Raw genomic sequence first — 17,165 nt, forward strand, 5'->3', positions numbered from 1 at the left:
GGCTCCAGGTTTTCTCGGGTGCCCGCGGGTGGTCCGCCCGCGGGCATCGGGATGTGCCGTACCGGGGCAGCGGCTCGGGGCGCACTGCCCCACACCGGGCCCCGCCGGTCAGGGGGTGACCATCGGTGTGGCGTGGTGGGGGGAGAGGTGCCGGGCGACGAGCAGGGTGTGCACGGTGCGGAACGGGTCCCACAGAGGGCGGAACCCGGCGTTCAGGAACGCTCCCGCGGTCGGACCCGCGACTGTCGCTGTGTGCGACTCTTGACTGTGGGAGCGCTCCCAAGGTGACGCAGTGACACGCACCTGTCAACAGTTGAATCGGAACGGCTTCCCGGACGGAGGGGAGGAGAGGGCGGTCGGGGACGGATGAGCGACGGGCACGCGTAGGTGAGGGGCGGTCCGTACCGAACCGGAGAAGTATGCTCCGCCCGCGGCGCGTCACACCGCCCGCGGAACGGCCGACGCCCCCTTCATCGACGGATGAAGGGGGCGTGGGATGCGTCCTGGTTCCCGGCCGGGAGGGCGCGGGGAGGGGTGCGGCTCAGGATTCGCGCGTCGCCGCCATCCCGAGGGTGATCAGGCCGAGCACCACCCAGCCGAACCAGAGCCAGCCGCTGCTCCCCAGCGCCACCGTGTAGGCGGTGACCACGACCAGCGCGGTCAGCGTGAGCACTCCCATGGCCTTCGTGGATCCGGACATGCCCGCACCCTCCTCATCGGCCGTGCGGCCGTGGATGCCATCGTCACCCCTGAAGCATGCCCACCGCTACTGCCCGCGCGCCTGCAATGAGGCGAGATAGGCGTTGTACGCCTGCAGCTCCTGGTCACCGTCCCGGTCGGCCCGACGGTCCGAGCGCCTCGCCGTGCGCTGCTCGGAGCGGTACCACTGGAAGACCAGCGCGATCAGCACCAGCACCGACGGGATCTCGCTGAAGGCCCAGGCGATCCCGCCCGCCCAGCCCTGATCGCTCAGCGCGTCGATGCCCAGCGAGGCCGGCGGATGCTTGTACGTTCCCACCATCGGCGTCGTCGCCATCATCAGCGCGATACCGAAGAACGCGTGGAACGGCATCCCGGCGAACAGCTCCAGCATCCGCATCACATAGCCGGGCCGGTGCGGCCCCGGGTCCACGCCCATGATCGGCCAGAAGAACACCAGGCCGACCGCGAGGAAGTGCACCATCATCGCGATGTGGCCGGTCTTCGAGTCCATCAGGAAGTCGAAGAGCGGGGTGAAGTACAGCCCGTACAGGCTGGCGATGAAGATCGGGATGGTGAAGGCCGGATGCGTGATGATCCTCATGTACCGGCTGTGCAGCAGCTTGAGCAGCAGCTCGCGCGGCCCCGTACGGCCACGGCCCGCGACCGGCAGCGCGCGCAGCGCCAGGGTCACCGGGGCGCCCAGCAGCAGCAGGATCGGCGACAGCATGCTGATCACCATGTGCTGCACCATGTGCACGCTGAACATGACCATGCCGTAGTCGTTGAGCTTGGTGCACATCACCAGGGCGATGCTCAGTACGCCGACGACGAAGAACACGACCCGGCCGACCGGCCAGTCGTCCCCGCGTCTGCGCAGCCGCAGCACGGCGTACCCGTACAGGCCGACGGCGAGAACACAGCCGATGAGGAAGAAGGGGTCCGCGGAGAATTGGAGCCCACGTCCCAGCGTGAACGGCGGCAGATCCATGTTCATGCCGTGCCCGCTGTGATCCATCTGTTCACTCCTGCTGGGGGCGTCCCCGTTTCGTGCCGGTTGTCCCGACCAGAGTAGAACTGCCCCCGGCCGCAGCTGCGGCCGGGGGCAGTTCATGGGACGGGGTGTCGCTCAGAGCACGCATTCCGCCTCGGCGTACCGCTCGGCCGGGACGGTCTTCAGCGTCTCCACGGCCTCGCCCAGCGGCACCATCACGATGTCCGTGCCGCGCAGCGCCGTCATCATGCCGAATTCACCGCGGTGCGCGGCCTCGACCGCGTGCCAGCCGAAGCGGGTGGCGAGCACCCGGTCGTACGCGGTCGGCGTGCCGCCCCGCTGCACATGGCCGAGGATCACCGGGCGGGCCTCCTTGCCGAGGCGCCGCTCCAGCTCGCCGGAGAGCTGCGTGGCCATGCCCGCGAACCGCTCGTGCCCGTAGATGTCCTTGGTGCCCTGCTCGATCTCCATGGACGTGCCCTCGCGGGGCTTGGCGCCCTCGGCGACGACGACGATCGCGAACTTCTTGCCGGCCGAGAAGCGCTTGCCGACCACTTCGGTCAGCTCGTCGATGTCGAACGGGCGCTCCGGCACGACGATGGCGTGCGCTCCGGCCGCCATGCCCGAGTGCAGCGCGATCCAGCCGGTGTGGCGGCCCATGACCTCGACGATCAGCACCCGCTGGTGGGATTCGGCGGTCGTCTTGAGCCGGTCGAGCGCCTCGGTCGCGACACCGACGGCGGTGTCGAAGCCGAAGGTCACGTCCGTGGAGGCGATGTCGTTGTCGATGGTCTTCGGTACGCCGACGATCGGCAGCCCCGCCTCGGAGAGCAGGTTGGCCGCCTTCAGCGTGCCCTCGCCACCGATCGGGATGATCGCGTCGAGGCCGAGATCGGAGACATGACCCCTGGCCTGTTCCACGCCGCCCCGCAGATGGGCGGGCTGGACCCGGGAGGAGCCGAGGATCGTGCCGCCCCGGGCCAGGATGCCGCCGACCGCGTCGAGGTCGAGCTTGCGGTAGTCGCACTCCAGCAGGCCCTTCCACCCGTCGTGGAAGCCGATGACCTCGTCGCCGTGGTCGACCACCGCACGGTGCACGACGGAACGGATGACGGCGTTGAGGCCGGGGCAGTCGCCGCCGGAGGTGAGCACACCAATTCGCATTGCCCGGGAAACCTTTGCAACGTGGGCCGACGACCGGACCACGTCGTCCGGTTGGATCCCCGCCACCCTACCGGCGCAGGGTGGCGGGACCGAACCGGGCGTCCGCCTGCTGGACTCCGCTCAGACGAGCGGAATACGCCTCATCAGGCGGGCTGTGTGGCCGAGGCGATGCGCTCGGCGCGCAGCGCCTCGTACCAGCGGTCGTCCGTCGGCGGCAGCGCGTTCACATCGAGGGCCAGCTTCAGCAGCAGGTCCGCGATGTGCGGGTTGCGCGCCATGACGGGGCCGTGCATGTACGTACCGAAGACGGTGTCGTTGTACGCGCCTTCGGTGCCGTCACCGGTGCCGTTGCCCCGGCCGAGCTGCACCCGGGCGAACGGCCGGGCCGTCGGGCCGAGATGGGTGACGCCCTGGTGGTTCTCGAAACCGGTCAGCGGCGGCAGGCCGAGCCGGGGGTCGATGTCGGCCAGTACGTCACCGACGCACCGGGCCCCCTCGCCACGGGTGGAGGTCACGTCGAGCAGCCCGAGGCCGGGCTCGCGCTCGCCGAGGTCGTTGATGAACTCGTGGCCGAGGATCTGGTAGCCGGCACAGACCGAGAAGATGATCGCGCCGTTGGACGCGGCCCGGCTGAGCCCGCCGTCGCGGCGCAGCCGCTCCGCCGCGAGACGCTGCGGCCGGTCCTCGCCGCCGCCGATCAGATAGATGTCGCCGGACGTCGGGACCGGCTGGTCGCTGCGTACGTCGACGCGCTGCACGTCGAGACCGCGCTGCCGGGCCCGGCGCTCCACCACCAGTGCGTTGCCCTGGTCGCCGTAGGTGCTGAGGAGGTCGGGGTAGACCCAGACCAGACGCAGACCGTTGTTGCTCATGCTTCGTCCTCTCCGGAGGTGGCCGGGGCCGGGGTCAGTTGCCGACACGACGGCGCAGATCCTGGAAGGCGGTGTAGTTGGCGATGACCTCGATACGGCCGGGCGGGGCCTGCTGCACGGCCTCGTCGAGGTTCTCGCAGACCCGGAAGTCGAGACCGGCCACTTCGAGGCGGACCGCCAGGTCCAGCTTGCGGTCGCCGAGCACGAAGATCGGGTGACCGGCGAGCTGGGTGTAGTCCACGTCCCACAGCCAGGAGGTGTCCGTGCCGTCCGCGCCCCGGGCGTTGACGGAGAGGATCACCGGCGTGGGCGGCGGGTCGATCAGGGAGAACGTTTCGAGCCATCCCGCCGGGTTCTTCGCCAGCAGCAGCCGCAGCTCACGGCCGAGGAAGGACACCACGTCGTAGCGGCCCGCGACGGCCTGCACCTGGTACATCCGCTCCAGCGCGACCTGCGGCGGCACACCGAAGACGGCGGCCACGGCGGCGGAGCTGGTGGCGTTGGCCTTGTTGGCGCGGCCGGGCAGCTGGAGGTGGATCGGCCAGGCCGAACCGTGCGGGTCCAGGACGTAGTCGCCGTGCAGGACCCAGCTGGGCGCGGGCCTGCGGAATCCGCACTCGCCGCAGAACCAGTCGTCGCCGGGGCGCTGCATCACACCGCCGCAGGCGGGGCAGGACCAGGCGTCGTCCTTCCACGCCTGTCCCGCCGCGACCCACACCACATTGGGGGAGGAGGAAGCCGCCCAGACGATCAGCGGGTCGTCCGCGTTCGCCACGATCACGGCCTTCGAGCCGGACAGCCCCTCACGCCACTTCTCCGCCAGCATCCGGGTCTCCGCCGCGCGGTCCAGCTGGTCGCGGGAGAGGTTGAGCAGCGCGATCACCTTCGGCGTCGTGTCGCGCGCGACCCCGGCCAGGTACTTCTCGTCGACCTCGATCACGCCGTACTGCGCGTCCGAGCCGCCCGCCAGCGCCGAGGTGATGCCCGCGGGCATGTTGGCGCCGAGCGCGTTCGACACGACCGGGCCCGCGGCCCGCAGTGCCTCGGCGATCAGCCGGGTGGTCGTCGTCTTGCCGTTCGTCGCCGACACGAGGATCACGTCCAGGTGCTGCGCCAGCCGCCCCAGCAGGTCGGGGTCGAGCTTGAGCGCCACCCGGCCGCCGATCACCGATCCGCTGCCGCGCCCGGCGGCTCGTGACACCGCCGCCGCGGCCTTTCCCGCCGTCACGGCCAGCTTGGCCCGCGGCGACAGCGGCTCCGTGTTGCCTGCCATCGTCCTAGATCCTCCTTGCATCGGTCCACGCCCAGCCTATCGATGTCCGGCGCGGCGACCGCACCCTGGCACCGCCGGGAAGGTGGAGGTCGCGTGGAACGTACGATTGCGGCCATGCGAAACCGCCCGATCCCCGGCAGTTCCGGACTGATTCGTGCCATGAGCCTGCTCGGTGATCCGGTGCTGCACGGGACCTGTGAACCCGTCACGGACTTCGGTCCCTCCCTCACCCGTCTCGTCGAGGACATGTACGCCACGATGTACGCGGCCGAGGGCGTCGGCCTCGCGGCCAACCAGATCGGCGTTCCGCTGCGGGTGTTCGTCTACGACTGCCCGGACGACGACGATGTCCGGCACCTCGGGCATCTCGTCAATCCGCGGCTCGTCGAGGCCGACGGCATCACCGTGCGCGGCCCGGAGGGCTGCCTCTCGCTGCCCGGCCTCGAAGCGGCCACCCCGCGGTTCGACCGGGCCGTCGTGGAGGGCTTCACCGTCGACGGCGAGCCGGTCCGGGTCACCGGCACCGGCTTCTTCGCGCGTTGCCTCCAGCACGAGTGCGACCATCTCGAAGGCGAGGTCTACACGGACCGGTTGACCGGTCTGCGCCGCAGGAGGGCGCTGCGCGCGGCCCGCCGGGCGCCCTGGGCGCGCACCGGCTGACCGCGTCCGCGGTCTTCAGAATCCGGGGCCGCCCGGCCGGTCGCCCGCGGCGGACAGCCTGCCCCACAGCAGATCGGCCAGGCTGCTCACCAACTGCTCGCGGGAGCAGGGGCGTTCGCCCAGCCACCAGTCGCCCGCCGCGTGCATCATGCCGACGATGCCATGGCCCCAGATGCGCGCCATGGCCTCGCTGTCCGGGCCCAGGTCCACCCGCTCGGCGATCACCAGGGCGAGCTCCTCGCCTAGCCGGCGCAGCAGCGGCGCCGAGTGCCGTCCGACGTCGAAGCCCTGCTCCGTGGCGGGCGCCGCGTCGTCGGCCGGGTGCATCAGGAAGCGGTAGACCTGCGGGCGGGCCTCGATCGCCGCCAGGTAGGTGTCGAGCGTCGATTCGACGCGTCGGCGGCGCTCGGCGGGGGCGTCGAGCGCCGCCCGCAGGGCGATCAGCAGGGCGTCGGTGTGACGTTTGGCGAGGGCGCGGTAGAGCCCGCCCTTGTCGCCGAAGTGCCGGTAGAGAATGGGTTTGGTGATGCCGGCCTCGGCCGCGATGGCGTTCATCGAGGCCCCCGGCCCGTCTCTGAGCACCACGCGGTCGGCGGCTTCGAGCAGCTCGCGGCGGCGGCTCTCGGCCGCTGTCCGCTGGCGCTCTGCCTGTCGTGTGCTCTCCATGTCGCCTCTCCCCGCCCCTGGCTGCGCAAATGCGTCCTGCCTGCGCAACGTAACACCCTGCCCAGCGTGGCGCGGAGGGGAACCGGGGCGGTTGACAGGGGCTACTTGTCGGTAACAGACTGCGGTTACCGCAAGTAACGAGTGGTTTTTTCACGGCAGTACGTGGAGGGGAACATGGCGGAGTTCACGCTCGAACTCAACGATGACCAGAAGCAGGTCCGTGACTGGCTTCACGGCTTCGCCGCGGATGTGATCCGCCCGGCGGCCTCGGAATGGGACGAGCGTGAGGAGACGCCCTGGCCCGTCATCCAGGAGGCGGCCAAGGTGGGCATCTACTCCCTCGACTTCTACGCCCAGCAGTTCTTCGACCCGACGGGGCTCGGCATCCCGATGGCGATGGAGGAGCTCTTCTGGGGGGACGCGGGCATCGCCCTGTCCATCGTCGGTACGGGCCTGGCGGCCGTGGGCGTCCTCGCCAACGGCACCGAGGAGCAGATCGGGACCTGGATCCCGCAGATGTACGGCGACGCCGACGACGTGAAGGTCGCGGCCTTCTGCTCCTCCGAGCCGGACGCGGGTTCCGACGTCGCCTCGATGCGCACCCGCGCGGTGTACGACCAGGCCAAGGACGAGTGGGTGCTGAACGGCACCAAGACCTGGGCGACCAACGGCGGCATCGCCAACGTCCATGTCGTCGTCGCCGTGGTCGACCCCGAGCTGGGTTCCAAGGGGCACGCCTCGTTCATCGTGCCGCCGGACACCCCCGGCCTCTCCCAGGGCCAGAAGTTCAAGAAGCACGGCATTCGCGCCTCGCACACCGCCGAGGTCGTCCTGGAGGACGTCCGGGTCCCCGGTCACTGCCTGCTCGGGGGCAAGGAGAAGCTCGACCAGCGCCTGGCGCGGGCCCGCGAGCGCGCCGCCTCCGGTGGCGAGCGGGTGAAGAACGCCGCGATGGCCACCTTCGAGGCATCCCGCCCCGCGGTCGGCGCGATGGCGGTGGGCACCGCCCGCGCGGCGTACGAGGTGGCACTGGACTACGCGAAGACCCGCACCCAGTTCGGCCGTCCGATCATCGACAACCAGGGCATCGCCTTCCAGCTCGCCGACATGCGTACCCGGATCGACGCGGCCCGGCTGCTGGTCTGGCGCGCCTCGTGGATGGCGACCACCGGCAAGCCGTTCACCTCGGCCGAGGGCTCCATGTCCAAGCTGTACGCGAGCGAGACGGCGAAGGAGGTCACCGCCCAGGCCGTCCAGATCCTCGGCGGCAACGGCTTCACCCGTGAGTACCCGGTGGAGCGGATGCACCGGGACGCCGCGATCTACACGATCTTCGAGGGCACCAGCGAGATCCAGCGCCTGGTCATCGCCCGCACCCTTTCGGGCATGCCGATCCGCTGAGACCGTCCCGCCGGGGCTGTCCCCGGTCGCCGGACGGGCCTGGATTCCGGCCCGTCCGGCGACCGGGGACGCGGCATGTCAGGCCGGCAGGAGGGACTCGACGGCCGTGACGAGCTCGGGCGACTCCGGCTCGACGCGCGGGCGCAGCCGCGCGACCGGCTCGCCCGCCGGGGAGATGAGGAACTTCTCGAAGTTCCACTGGACGTCACCGGCCTCGCCGTCCGCGTCCTCCAGCCGAGTCAGCTCGGCGTAGAGCGGGTGACGCCCTTCGCCGTTCACCTCGGTCTTCTCCAGCAGCGGGAAGCTGACGCCGTACGTCGTCGAGCAGAAGGTCTGGATCTCCTCCGGGCTCCCCGGCTCCTGGCCGGCGAACTGGTTGCACGGCACGCCGAGTACGGTGAAGCCGCGGTCCGCGTACTCGTTCTGGAGCTTCACCAGGCCCGCGTACTGCGGGGTGAGCCCGCACTGGGACGCGACGTTCACCAGCAGGACCACCTTGCCGCTGTAGTCGGCCAGGGAGGTGGGCTCACCGGTGAGAGTGCGGAGCGGGATGTCGTGCAGCGTCATGAGGGTCTCCTCGTAGATGTGGCTTCCGCTGCCATTGTCACGCCCCGGACCGGTCCGTACGAAGCCGGTCCTCGGCCGCCCGGAGCCCGCGCACGCCGCCGACCTGCGGGACTCCCGGCACCGCGTCGAACGCGGCATGACCCCGATGGGCGACCCGCGTACGGTTTGCGCCGGGCGCCGAACTCCTGTGCCCCGCGCAGGAGATCGGCGCCGGTGCCCACGTCGTCAACGCGACGGTGCGGGGTGCGCGGAACCGATCGCCTTGTAGTAGAGCGTCGTCGGCTTCAGGGTCCCGGCCGGGTTCCCGGCGTAGTCCGGGATCGAACCGCACTCCGTCCAGCCGGCCGAGCGGTAGAGCCGCTCGGCCGGGCTTCCGCTCTCGGTGTCGAGGACCAGCAGTGTGACGCCCGTTCCGGCGGCCGAACGCTCGACGGTGTCGAGCAGCGACCGGCCGACGCCCCGGCCGCGGGCCGACGGACGCACCATCAGCTTCGCCACCTCCGCACGGTGGCGGGCGTTGGGCAGCCGGGCCGGGACCAGGCCGATGGTTCCCGCGACCCGCTCCGCGTCACGGGCGATCCAGACCTGAAGGAGGCCGGCCTCGACGGCCCCGGCCCTCTCCCGCCACCAGGCGGCGGCCGTGTCACGGTCCAGTGGCGCGAGGAAACCCACCGACGAACCGCCGTTGACGGTGTCCACCAGGAGAGCCGCCAACTCATCGGCGTAGGTGATCAGTTCGGGGCCGCCCACGGGGACGATCTCGGTCATGTACGGAGTCCTTTCACAGCTTTCGCTGCTTTCGCAGCTTTCGCGGCCCGCCCGGCCGTCATGGCAGCACGATCATCAGGGCGTAGCGGACCCGCTCCGGTCCCGGGCAGTGGAAGTGCGAGGGGCCGCGCAGCCGGAACCGGAGACAGTCGCCGGTGCGCACCGTGTGCACCGTGCCGTCCACGGTGATCTCGACCGTCCCCTCCAGTACCCAGACATGCTGCTCCACGCCGGACACCGGTGCGTTCTCGTACGCGACGGCGGCCCCCGCGTCGAGGATGCCCTCGACGACCTCCGCGCGCAGACCGGTGTGCGGTGGCGACACCGAGCGGCGTACGAATCCCGACGCCTCGTCCCGCCAGACCGGCTGCCGCGCGGCCGGTACGAGGTGCGGGGGATCCGCCTCCACCTCCAGCAGCAGCCGGGACATCGTCCGGCCGTAGACCGTGCACAACGTGCCGAGCAGGGCGGCGGTCGGGCTCAGCTCGCCGCGCTCCAGCCGGGACAGCGTGGAGCGGCTCACCCCGCTGCGCCGCGAGAGTTCGTCCAGGGACCAGCCGCGTTCGGTGCGCAGTTCGCCCAGCCGTGCGGCGAGCCGGGCATCGACGGAGCCGGGCCCCGTCTCGTCGAGTTCTCTCATCATGGAGATGATATCCCTGTCTGGAGACGGGGCGTGTCCGGGATCGTGTCTGACGGCGCCCCGGAATCGGTCGTTCTGCCGACCGGGCGCCGCCGTGACACCCTTGTTCGGACAGGCGCCGGTGGCCGCTCGGCCCACCGGGTCGCTCGTCTACCCGAGGAGGCCGCAATGGCAAGTACCGCCAACGGGCCGGGCGTGGCCCCCCACGCCGCCCGGAGTTCGAACCATCCCTTCCGGATCGGCTGGACCGCCTTCGCGGCGGTGCTGATGATCTTCGGGGGAGCGATGGCGATCTTCGAGGGAATCGCGGCCATCGCCAAGAGCAACGTGTTCGTCGCCACGCGCGACTACGTGTTCCGCTTCAACCTCACCGGCTGGGGCTGGATCCATCTCGCTCTCGGCATCGTCATCGTCCTCGCCGGTTGCGCGCTGTTCACCGGGGCCGCCTGGGCCCGTGTGGTGGGTATCGTCCTCGCGGGCCTGGGCGCACTCGCCAACTTCCTCTGGCTGCCGTACTTCCCGCTCTGGTCCCTCGTGCTCATCGCCATCAACGTCTTCATCATCTGGGCGCTGTGCGCGAATCCGCAGGAGGAGGAGAAGAGCGTCTGAGGCCGCGGCAGGGGCCGCCGTCCGCGATCCGGCCGGGCGGCGGCGGGGGGACGGCGCACCGTACCGGCCGGGGAGGCGCCGTCCCGCCCCCGATCGTCGAGGCTCTCCCCGGTTCCGGCCCCATCCGAACGCCGCTGTCACGCCCCGCGCCCGCACCGCTACCGACGTTCCGGGCGGGCGATCACGGGGGAGAGGGCGGAGTGCGACCGAGGACGATCCTTCCGAACGGGGCCGTCCGGGAGTTGGACGCTCATGGACCGATACCCGCCCATAGCCGAACACGGGCTGGTGGGAGACCTGCAGACCGCCGCGTTGGTCTCCTCGCAGGGGGTCGTCGACTGGTTCGCCGCCCCGCGGTTCGATTCCCCCAGCATTTTCGCCGCACTGCTCGACCACGACGGCGGCGGCTTCTTCCGGCTGGCGTCCGACGACCCCGGGAGCACCCGCCGACAGCTCTACTACCCGGACACCGCGGTCCTGGTCACCCGCTTCATGTCCCCGGACGGCGTCGGAGAAGTGCTCGACTGGATGCCGCCCGGACGCACCGGGACCCCCACCGACCGGCACACCCTGGTGCGGGCCGTGCGCGCGGTACGCGGGACCGTGCGGTTCGCCATGGAGTGCCGGCCCCGGTTCGACTACGGCCGGGCCTCCCACACACTCGCACTGGTCCCCGGAGGAGCCGTGTTCCGGGCGCCGGGGATCGCGGCCCACCTCCGGGCCGCATTCCCCGTGGCGCGCGATGGCCCGGACGCCGTGGGCGAAGTGGTCCTGGAGGTCGGCGAGTCGAGCGTCGTGGCCCTCACCGTCTGCGCGGCGGACGGGCCCGCACCGCCCGTGCCGACCGTCGGCGCCTTCACGGAACAGCTCTGGGAGACCGTCGACTTCTGGCAGCGGTGGGTGCGCGGCTCCCGCTACCGGGGCCGCTGGTCCGACATGGTCAACCGTTCCGCCATCACCCTCAGACTGCTCACCTACGCCCCCTCCGGGGCCCCTGTCGCGGCGGCGACCATGGGTCTGCCCGAGCAGATCGGGGGCGAACGCAACTGGGACTACCGCTACACCTGGGTCAGGGACGGTGCGCTGTCGGTCCGGGCCCTGCTCGACCTCGGGTTCGTGGACGAGGCGATCGCCTTCACCCACTGGATCGGCGACCGGCTGCGGGAGGACACCGGCGAGGAACCCCTCCGGATCATGTACCGCGTCGACGGGGAACCTCTGCTGCGGGAGGAGATCCTGCCCCACTTCGAGGGCTACCGGGGCTCGTACCCGGTACGGCTCGGCAACGCGGCCGCCGGCCAGTTGCAGCTCGACATCTACGGAGAGGCCCTCTACGCCCTGTCCGAGGCCCGTGAGGTGGGCATCCAGGCGGGCTACCGGGGCTGGAAAGTCGTGGCCCGGACGCTCGACTGGCTCGTGGACTCCTGGGACCGGCCCGACGAGGGCATCTGGGAGACCCGCGGCGGACGGCAGGACTTCACCTACAGCCGGGTGATGTGCTGGGCGGCGTTCGACCGCGGTCTGCGCCTGGCGTCCGAACTCAGCCGGCCCGCCGACACCGCCCGGTGGACCCGGACCAGGGACGCGGTTCTCGAACAGGTCATGGAACGGGGCTGGAGCGAGTCCGAGCAGGCCTTCGTCCAGTACTACGGCGGCGGCGTGCTCGACGCCTCGCTGCTGCTGATGCCCAGGGTGGGGTTCCTCGCCCCGAAGGACCCGGGCTGGCTCGCCACGCTCGACGCCATGGACCGCACACTCGTCTCCGACAGCCTCGTCTACCGCTACGATCCGGCGGCCTCCCCGGACGGACTGCGGGGCTCCGAGGGCACGTTCAGCCTCTGTACGTTCCTGTACGTGGACGCCCTGGCCCGCGCGGGCCGGCTGCGCAAAGCCCGATACACCTTCGAGAAGATGCTCACCTACGCCAATCATGTCGGCCTGTTCGCCGAGGAGATCGGCCCCAGCGGCGAGCAACTCGGCAATTTCCCCCAGGCGTTCACCCATCTCTCGCTCATCACGGCGGCCCGGACCCTGGACGAGGCGCTGGACGCGGCGCACGCCGAGGGACACGGCTGACGGCGCTCAGGGCGACGGCGGCCGCGACGGGGGACCCAGGAGGACGGCGGTGTCGCCCGGCCGGACCTCGGGGATGTGCGCGTGAGTGACCGGGGCGAGCCGCCCGTCGGCGCGTACGACGAACAGCACGTCGTGCCCGGCCGGGACGGCCCCGTCGGCCCGCCGCGTCAGCACCCGGGCTCCGGCCTCGTACCGGCGGGCCAGCTCCGGCCCGGTCAGGCCGGTACGGAAGAGAGGCTCGCCCCCGGTGTACGGCGCCACCACGCCCTGGCTGTCGGTGCCCGGGGCGAGCCGGTGGACCGGGCCCTCGACACTCTCCCGCAGCGTCATGGCGGCCAGTGCGTTGAAGTCGTCCTCCTCGGTGAGCAGCAGCACACCGGTGATGCCCTCCAGCTCCGCCCCGGCACCGGAGGCCGCCGCGAGCAGCTCGCCCGGCGCCAGCGCCAGCCCGGCCTCCGCGATCCGGGCCCGCTGTCGCTCGGCGCCCGCCCACATCAGCACGTCCAGCCCCGCCGAGTTCAGCGCGCGCCCCAGGTCGACCGCCCAGGGCGAACCGCCCACCAGCAGCGGCCGGGAACGGGACGGGCGCAGCACTCCGAGCCGCCGGGCGACCGGAAACGCCGTCAGGCCGTACAGCGTGACGGTGGCGACGATCACCACGAAGGTCGCGGGCAGAATCCGCTCGGCGCCGTCGACGCCCCGCGCCACCAGAGTCGCCGAGAACGTGGAGGCGGTCGCCGCGGCGACGATGCCGCGCGGGGCCATCCATCCGATGAACCACCGCTCGCCGCCGCGCACATCGGTCCCGGCCGTCGACACCAGCGCCACGAGCGGGCGCACCACCAGGACCAGCAGAGCGACCAGCGCCAGCGCGGGCAGCACCACGTGCCGCAGCGAGGCCGGGGTGACCGTGGCCGGGATGGAGATGAACAGCAGACCGATGATCAGCGAGACCAGTGTGTCCAGGAACGGCCGGCGGGCCGGAAGGTCCAGGCCCGGCAGATTCGCCATGGCCATTCCCATCACGACCGCGGAGATGAGCCCGGTGTCCTCGCGGATCGCGTCGCAGGCGGCCGCGATCCCGATCACCGCGGCGATCTGCGCGGAAGTGGCCAGCTCCTCGCTCAGCCGGGCACGGCGCAGCAGCAGCCAGAGCACACCCGCCCCGACCACGCCGCCCACCGCACCCACCGCGGCGCTGGCCGAGAACTGCTCCACCTGGCTCCCGAACCCCTTGAGCTCACCGGCGACGACGGCATGGAAGACCAGCGCCCCCAGGATGCCGCCGACCGGGTCGATCAGGGAGCCCTCCCAGATCAGGACGCGTTGCAGCCGCTCGGAAGGCCGTACGAAATTGAGCAACGGCCCGACGACCGTCGGCCCGGACACGACGAGGATCGCGCCCAGCATCACCGCCGCGCCCTTGGACATGCTCAGCACCGGCACGGCGAACAGGGCGGCGGACAGCCAGGTGATGAGCGCCCCCAGCCAGATCAGCCTGACCACGATGCGACGCGTATGGCCCCGCAGCCGCCCGATCTCCAGGCCGAGCCCGGCCTCGTAGAGAATCACCGCGACCGCGAGGGAGACCAGCGGGGAGAACGCCTCGCCCAGCAGCTTCACGGGGTTGACGTCGTCCGTCAGAGCCCCGGCGGTGAAGCCGACCGGCAGCAGGATCAGCAGCGCGGGCACCCGCAGCCTGCTCGCCACGAGCTGGGAGCCGACCGCCAGAACCACGATGAGGCCCACGCCCACCATCACTTCATCGGCCGTCATCTCCGTGCCTCCTCGGACGCCCTGCTGCCCGGCAACCATCGGCGGCGGTGGCGGAGAGGCGGGGCGCGGCTCGCGCCACTGGGCCGTCGGAGTGACCCGTTGTCCCTCCAACGGCCCAACGGGTCCGCATCCCCCGTGTCCCCGACCGAGATGCGCACCGGCCCGCCCACTGCTCCAATGACGGAGGCACAGGCCCCGTCCGGACGTGGGGCAGTCGAGATTCTGAGGAGCCGGTGTGAACAGCGAGACCGACGAGACGGGGCCGATCGACTACCTGGTGATCGAGTTCCCGGGAAGCCGGATGACGGGCGAGGGACTGCCCCTGCTGGTCGATCTGGTCGACCGGGGAATCATCCGGATCCTGGACCTGGTCTTCGTCAGGAAGAACCAGGACGGAACGGTGGACGGCGTGGAACTCTCCGAGCTGACCGCGAACGGCCAGGAAGACCTCGCCGTCTTCGAAGGGGTGTCCTCCGGCCTGCTCGGACGGGACGACATCGACGAGGTGAGCGCGGTCCTCGAACCCGGCAGCGCGGCCGGGATCGTCATCTACGAGAACGTGTGGGCCGGACCGCTCGCGGCCGCCCTGCGCCGCTCCGGGGGACGCCTCGTCGCCAACGGACGCATCCCGGTCCAGGACATCCTGGCGTCGCTCGACGCGGCCGAGGCCGGGTCCAGGGCCTGAGCCGCCTTCCAGGGGCGGCCGTCCCGCGCTGCGGAGCGCGGGCCGTCCCCGCAGAGCCAGTCAAAGGAGATGCACCATGCCAGGCCTTCTTCGTGGCGTCGCCCGTACAGCGGTGATCGCCGGAACCGCCACCTCGGTCTCCAACCGGGTCTCCCGGCGGCAGGCGGGCCGCTGGGCGCGCCAGGACGCCGAGCAGGCCCAGGCGCAGCAGGCCCCCGCGGCGCCCCCGCCCCCCGCGCCGGCCCCCCTGGCGCCGGAGGACGAGATGAGCAACAAGATCGCCCAGCTCAAGGAGCTCGGCGACCTCAAGAGCCAGGGAGTCCTGAGCGAGAGCGAGTTCGAGGCGCAGAAGGCCAGGATCCTCGCCCCCTGACCGGCCCGGCCCCGCACTCCGCTCAGGTGCGCTTGTCGTCCCAGGGCGTGCCCAGCCAGCCGTCGAAGGTGGGGATCAGCGCGCTCAGCGCGGCCGCGAGCCGCCGGTCGACCCACGGCGCTTGGACATGGATCTCGTCGTCGTCCGAGAAGAACTCCAGCGGCACCTCCCGGCCGGCCCGCCAGATGACGCGGCGCGGGCCGCGCGCCACATCGCCCCCGCCGTTCAGGAGGCTGCCCACGCCGATCGCGACCTGGACCGGGAACAGCAGCCACCACACGTACCACCAGAAGATCCGGCCCTTGAGTCCGACCGCTTCCGGGCAGCCGGCCTGGGCGACCGTCCAGCGGGTCCGCAGTCCCCTGCCGGAGAGTGCCTTCTCCCGGACGAGCGTGCCGATGAGCTCGCCGCGTGCGCCCAGCACCCGGTACGTGGCGACGCCGTCGGCCGCGGACGCGGTGACCAGGGTGGCCAGCCGGGCCCGTCGCTCGGGGTCGGCCCACAGGACGAGGGAGCGCGCCCCCGACTTGCGGGCCGCGAGATACGCGGGTATCCCGCCTTCCGGCAGTTCGCGCTCCACATGGGCGACCACCCGGGACTCGCCGCCGGGCGCGTCGGTGCACTCGACGACATGGCCGACGGGCGAAACCTCCACCCCGACTCGTTTCAGGGCCAGCACGCTGCTCACCAGTGATCTCCTCCGTCGTGTGCTGCTCGGACGTCGCAGAGTAGACGGGCGTCCTGAGAAGATCGATCCGTGGAATCCGCCGATCCCTTCCCCGAGCCCTTCCCTGGCACCGGCACCGGCACCGAGCCCTCGCCCGAGGACGACGCGGCCGGCCGTCCCGCCCGGCGAAAGGTGGTGCGCTGCCGCATGTGCGGCCGTCCGCTCACCGGTACGGAGTCACGCCGTTCCGGCCTCGGCCCCGCCTGCGACGCCAAACTCCACCCCGCGCCGCCGGACATCCGCACCCGCCGCCACGAGGTCGAGCAGGACCCGCTGCCCGGCATCTGACTCCGGGCGGCGGGCTATGCGCCGAGACGGCGGAACAGTCCCTCCTGCACCACGGACACCAGCAGATTGCCGCCCCGGTCGTAGATACGGCCACGGGCCAGTCCCCGCCCGCCGGTGGCGACCGGTGACTCCTGGTCGTACAGGAACCACTCGTCGGCCCGGAACGGCCGGTGGAACCACATCGCGTGGTCCAGCGACGCCATGTCGAAGCCACGCGGCCCCCACAGCGGCTCCACCGGGATACGGACCGCGTCGAGCAGCGTCATGTCACTGGCGTACGTCAGCGCGCAGGTGTGCACCAGGGGGTCGTCGCCCAGCGGGCCGACCGCCCGCATCCACACCGCGCTACGCGGGTCGGCGTCCTCGACCTCCTCCTTCGTCCAGCGCAGCCGGTCGACGTACCTGATGTCGAAGGGCTGCCGGCGTGCCATCCGCTCCAGAGCGTCCGGCAGCACGCCCAGGTGCTCACGGACCTCCTCGGCGACGGTCGGCAGCTCCTCGGGATCCGGGACCTCGCGGGCCGGCGGCAGCTGGTGCTCGAAACCCGCCTCCTCCGGCCGGTGGAAGGACGCCGTGAGGTTGAAGATCGTCCGGCCCTGCTGGACGGCCGTGACCCGGCGGGTGGTGAACGACCGGCCGTCCCGGACGCGCTCCACCTCGTACACGATCGGTACACCCGGACGTCCCGGCCGCAGGAAGTACGCGTGCAGCGAGTGGACCGGCCGGTCCCCGTCGGTGGTCCGGCCGGCCGCTACCAGCGCCTGCCCGGCGACCTGCCCGCCGAAGACCCGCTGCAGGGACTCCTGCGGGCTGCGCCCACGGAAGATGTTGACCTCGATCCGCTCCAGGTCGAGCAGATCGACCAGGCGCTCGGCGGGATTCGTCATGCCGTTCGTCTCCACTCTCGCAGCGGCGCCGCCCCCACGG

19 protein-coding genes are annotated in these 17,165 nt (G+C 71.5%); 7 read left to right on the forward strand and 12 right to left on the reverse strand.

The window, feature by feature from the left end; all coding sequences use genetic code 11:
- Window positions 1-541: 541 nt before the first annotated feature.
- The 5 genes from AB0D53_RS31410 to AB0D53_RS31430 form a co-directional block, all read right to left on the reverse strand.
- A complete protein-coding gene (locus AB0D53_RS31410; protein WP_107408259.1) occupies window positions 542-700 on the reverse strand; it encodes a hypothetical protein in 159 nt (52 codons plus the stop codon).
- A gap of 66 nt (window positions 701-766) precedes the next feature.
- Window positions 767-1,717 carry a cytochrome c oxidase assembly protein gene (locus AB0D53_RS31415; RefSeq protein WP_329820779.1) on the reverse strand — a complete coding sequence of 317 codons (951 nt, stop codon included), beginning with the start codon at window positions 1,715-1,717 and terminating at the stop codon, window positions 767-769.
- 111 nt (window positions 1,718-1,828) lie between these two features.
- Window positions 1,829-2,857 carry a 6-phosphofructokinase gene (locus AB0D53_RS31420; RefSeq protein WP_362452501.1) on the reverse strand — a complete coding sequence of 343 codons (1,029 nt, stop codon included), beginning with the start codon at window positions 2,855-2,857 and terminating at the stop codon, window positions 1,829-1,831.
- Window positions 2,858-3,000: 143 nt separating this feature from the next.
- Window positions 3,001-3,729, reverse strand: a complete 729-nt coding sequence (locus tag AB0D53_RS31425) for a glutamine amidotransferase (protein WP_362452502.1) — start codon at window positions 3,727-3,729, stop codon at window positions 3,001-3,003.
- 34 nt (window positions 3,730-3,763) lie between these two features.
- Window positions 3,764-5,002 (reverse strand): MurT ligase domain-containing protein, encoded by a 1,239-nt coding sequence (locus tag AB0D53_RS31430; RefSeq protein WP_072486330.1) that lies wholly within the window; start codon window positions 5,000-5,002, stop codon window positions 3,764-3,766.
- 114 nt (window positions 5,003-5,116) lie between these two features.
- On the opposite strand from AB0D53_RS31430, the gene def reads away from it, so the two are divergent.
- On the forward strand, window positions 5,117-5,662 hold the full coding sequence (def, locus tag AB0D53_RS31435) for a peptide deformylase (protein WP_362452504.1): 546 nt from the start codon (window positions 5,117-5,119) through the stop codon (window positions 5,660-5,662).
- Window positions 5,663-5,677: 15 nt separating this feature from the next.
- On the opposite strand, the gene AB0D53_RS31440 is transcribed toward def, so the two are convergent.
- Window positions 5,678-6,328: a TetR family transcriptional regulator gene (locus AB0D53_RS31440; protein ID WP_362452505.1), complete on the reverse strand. Its 651-nt coding sequence runs from the start codon at window positions 6,326-6,328 to the stop codon at window positions 5,678-5,680.
- A gap of 174 nt (window positions 6,329-6,502) precedes the next feature.
- Between AB0D53_RS31440 and AB0D53_RS31445 the strand changes: the two genes are divergently transcribed.
- Window positions 6,503-7,729, forward strand: a complete 1,227-nt coding sequence (locus AB0D53_RS31445; protein ID WP_362452506.1) for an acyl-CoA dehydrogenase family protein — start codon at window positions 6,503-6,505, stop codon at window positions 7,727-7,729.
- Window positions 7,730-7,807: 78 nt separating this feature from the next.
- Here AB0D53_RS31445 and AB0D53_RS31450 read toward each other — a convergent pair whose 3' ends face one another.
- From AB0D53_RS31450 to AB0D53_RS31460, 3 genes are all read right to left on the reverse strand, one after another.
- Entirely contained in the window at window positions 7,808-8,296 is a 489-nt protein-coding gene (locus AB0D53_RS31450) for a glutathione peroxidase (RefSeq protein WP_362452507.1), read from the reverse strand.
- A gap of 225 nt (window positions 8,297-8,521) precedes the next feature.
- Window positions 8,522-9,064, reverse strand: coding sequence for a GNAT family N-acetyltransferase (locus AB0D53_RS31455; protein WP_362452508.1), 543 nt, complete (start codon window positions 9,062-9,064; stop codon window positions 8,522-8,524).
- Between the two features lie 58 nt (window positions 9,065-9,122).
- Window positions 9,123-9,704, reverse strand: a complete 582-nt coding sequence (locus AB0D53_RS31460; protein WP_362452509.1) for an XRE family transcriptional regulator — start codon at window positions 9,702-9,704, stop codon at window positions 9,123-9,125.
- Window positions 9,705-9,872: 168 nt separating this feature from the next.
- Here AB0D53_RS31460 and AB0D53_RS31465 point away from each other — a divergent pair, with 168 nt between their 5' ends.
- Together AB0D53_RS31465 and AB0D53_RS31470 are read left to right on the forward strand one after the other, a co-directional pair.
- The gene (locus tag AB0D53_RS31465; protein ID WP_362452510.1) at window positions 9,873-10,313 is read left to right on the forward strand and encodes a hypothetical protein; all 441 of its coding nucleotides are present in this window, start codon (window positions 9,873-9,875) and stop codon (window positions 10,311-10,313) included.
- 252 nt (window positions 10,314-10,565) lie between these two features.
- On the forward strand, window positions 10,566-12,389 hold the full coding sequence (locus tag AB0D53_RS31470) for a glycoside hydrolase family 15 protein (protein ID WP_362452512.1): 1,824 nt from the start codon (window positions 10,566-10,568) through the stop codon (window positions 12,387-12,389).
- Window positions 12,390-12,395: 6 nt separating this feature from the next.
- On the opposite strand, the gene AB0D53_RS31475 is transcribed toward AB0D53_RS31470, so the two are convergent.
- Window positions 12,396-14,165 (reverse strand): cation:proton antiporter, encoded by a 1,770-nt coding sequence (locus AB0D53_RS31475; RefSeq protein WP_362452514.1) that lies wholly within the window; start codon window positions 14,163-14,165, stop codon window positions 12,396-12,398.
- Window positions 14,166-14,400: 235 nt separating this feature from the next.
- On the opposite strand from AB0D53_RS31475, the gene AB0D53_RS31480 reads away from it, so the two are divergent.
- Entirely contained in the window at window positions 14,401-14,850 is a 450-nt protein-coding gene (locus AB0D53_RS31480) for a DUF6325 family protein (RefSeq protein WP_362452516.1), read from the forward strand.
- A gap of 76 nt (window positions 14,851-14,926) precedes the next feature.
- Entirely contained in the window at window positions 14,927-15,223 is a 297-nt protein-coding gene (locus tag AB0D53_RS31485; protein ID WP_362452518.1) for an SHOCT domain-containing protein, read from the forward strand.
- Window positions 15,224-15,245: 22 nt separating this feature from the next.
- Here AB0D53_RS31485 and AB0D53_RS31490 read toward each other — a convergent pair whose 3' ends face one another.
- Entirely contained in the window at window positions 15,246-15,911 is a 666-nt protein-coding gene (locus tag AB0D53_RS31490) for a hypothetical protein (protein ID WP_362452520.1), read from the reverse strand.
- 69 nt (window positions 15,912-15,980) lie between these two features.
- Here AB0D53_RS31490 and AB0D53_RS31495 point away from each other — a divergent pair, with 69 nt between their 5' ends.
- The gene (locus tag AB0D53_RS31495; RefSeq protein ID WP_362452522.1) at window positions 15,981-16,238 is read left to right on the forward strand and encodes a DUF6011 domain-containing protein; all 258 of its coding nucleotides are present in this window, start codon (window positions 15,981-15,983) and stop codon (window positions 16,236-16,238) included.
- 14 nt (window positions 16,239-16,252) lie between these two features.
- Here AB0D53_RS31495 and AB0D53_RS31500 read toward each other — a convergent pair whose 3' ends face one another.
- Window positions 16,253-17,125, reverse strand: coding sequence for an acyl-CoA thioesterase II (locus AB0D53_RS31500; RefSeq protein WP_329820765.1), 873 nt, complete (start codon window positions 17,123-17,125; stop codon window positions 16,253-16,255).
- Between the last annotated feature and the right edge of the window lie 40 nt (window positions 17,126-17,165).

It is taken from the genome of Streptomyces sp. NPDC048295 (assembly GCF_040652135.1).
Lineage (GTDB): Bacteria > Actinomycetota > Actinomycetes > Streptomycetales > Streptomycetaceae > Streptomyces.

What these genes read in the sequence shown, in the direction of transcription:
- AB0D53_RS31410 (WP_107408259.1), bottom strand. Translation starts at nt 700, where the DNA reads ATGTCCGGATCCACGAAGGCCATGGGAGTGCTCACGCTGACCGCGCTG.
- AB0D53_RS31415 (WP_329820779.1), bottom strand. Translation starts at nt 1,717, where the DNA reads ATGGATCACAGCGGGCACGGCATGAACATGGATCTGCCGCCGTTCACG.
- AB0D53_RS31420 (WP_362452501.1), bottom strand. Translation starts at nt 2,857, where the DNA reads ATGCGAATTGGTGTGCTCACCTCCGGCGGCGACTGCCCCGGCCTCAAC.
- AB0D53_RS31425 (WP_362452502.1), bottom strand. Translation starts at nt 3,729, where the DNA reads ATGAGCAACAACGGTCTGCGTCTGGTCTGGGTCTACCCCGACCTCCTC.
- AB0D53_RS31430 (WP_072486330.1), bottom strand. Translation starts at nt 5,002, where the DNA reads ATGGCAGGCAACACGGAGCCGCTGTCGCCGCGGGCCAAGCTGGCCGTG.
- def (WP_362452504.1), top strand. Translation starts at nt 5,117, where the DNA reads ATGCGAAACCGCCCGATCCCCGGCAGTTCCGGACTGATTCGTGCCATG.
- AB0D53_RS31440 (WP_362452505.1), bottom strand. Translation starts at nt 6,328, where the DNA reads ATGGAGAGCACACGACAGGCAGAGCGCCAGCGGACAGCGGCCGAGAGC.
- AB0D53_RS31445 (WP_362452506.1), top strand. Translation starts at nt 6,503, where the DNA reads ATGGCGGAGTTCACGCTCGAACTCAACGATGACCAGAAGCAGGTCCGT.
- AB0D53_RS31450 (WP_362452507.1), bottom strand. Translation starts at nt 8,296, where the DNA reads ATGACGCTGCACGACATCCCGCTCCGCACTCTCACCGGTGAGCCCACC.
- AB0D53_RS31455 (WP_362452508.1), bottom strand. Translation starts at nt 9,064, where the DNA reads ATGACCGAGATCGTCCCCGTGGGCGGCCCCGAACTGATCACCTACGCC.
- AB0D53_RS31460 (WP_362452509.1), bottom strand. Translation starts at nt 9,704, where the DNA reads ATGAGAGAACTCGACGAGACGGGGCCCGGCTCCGTCGATGCCCGGCTC.
- AB0D53_RS31465 (WP_362452510.1), top strand. Translation starts at nt 9,873, where the DNA reads ATGGCAAGTACCGCCAACGGGCCGGGCGTGGCCCCCCACGCCGCCCGG.
- AB0D53_RS31470 (WP_362452512.1), top strand. Translation starts at nt 10,566, where the DNA reads ATGGACCGATACCCGCCCATAGCCGAACACGGGCTGGTGGGAGACCTG.
- AB0D53_RS31475 (WP_362452514.1), bottom strand. Translation starts at nt 14,165, where the DNA reads ATGACGGCCGATGAAGTGATGGTGGGCGTGGGCCTCATCGTGGTTCTG.
- AB0D53_RS31485 (WP_362452518.1), top strand. Translation starts at nt 14,927, where the DNA reads ATGCCAGGCCTTCTTCGTGGCGTCGCCCGTACAGCGGTGATCGCCGGA.
- AB0D53_RS31500 (WP_329820765.1), bottom strand. Translation starts at nt 17,125, where the DNA reads ATGACGAATCCCGCCGAGCGCCTGGTCGATCTGCTCGACCTGGAGCGG.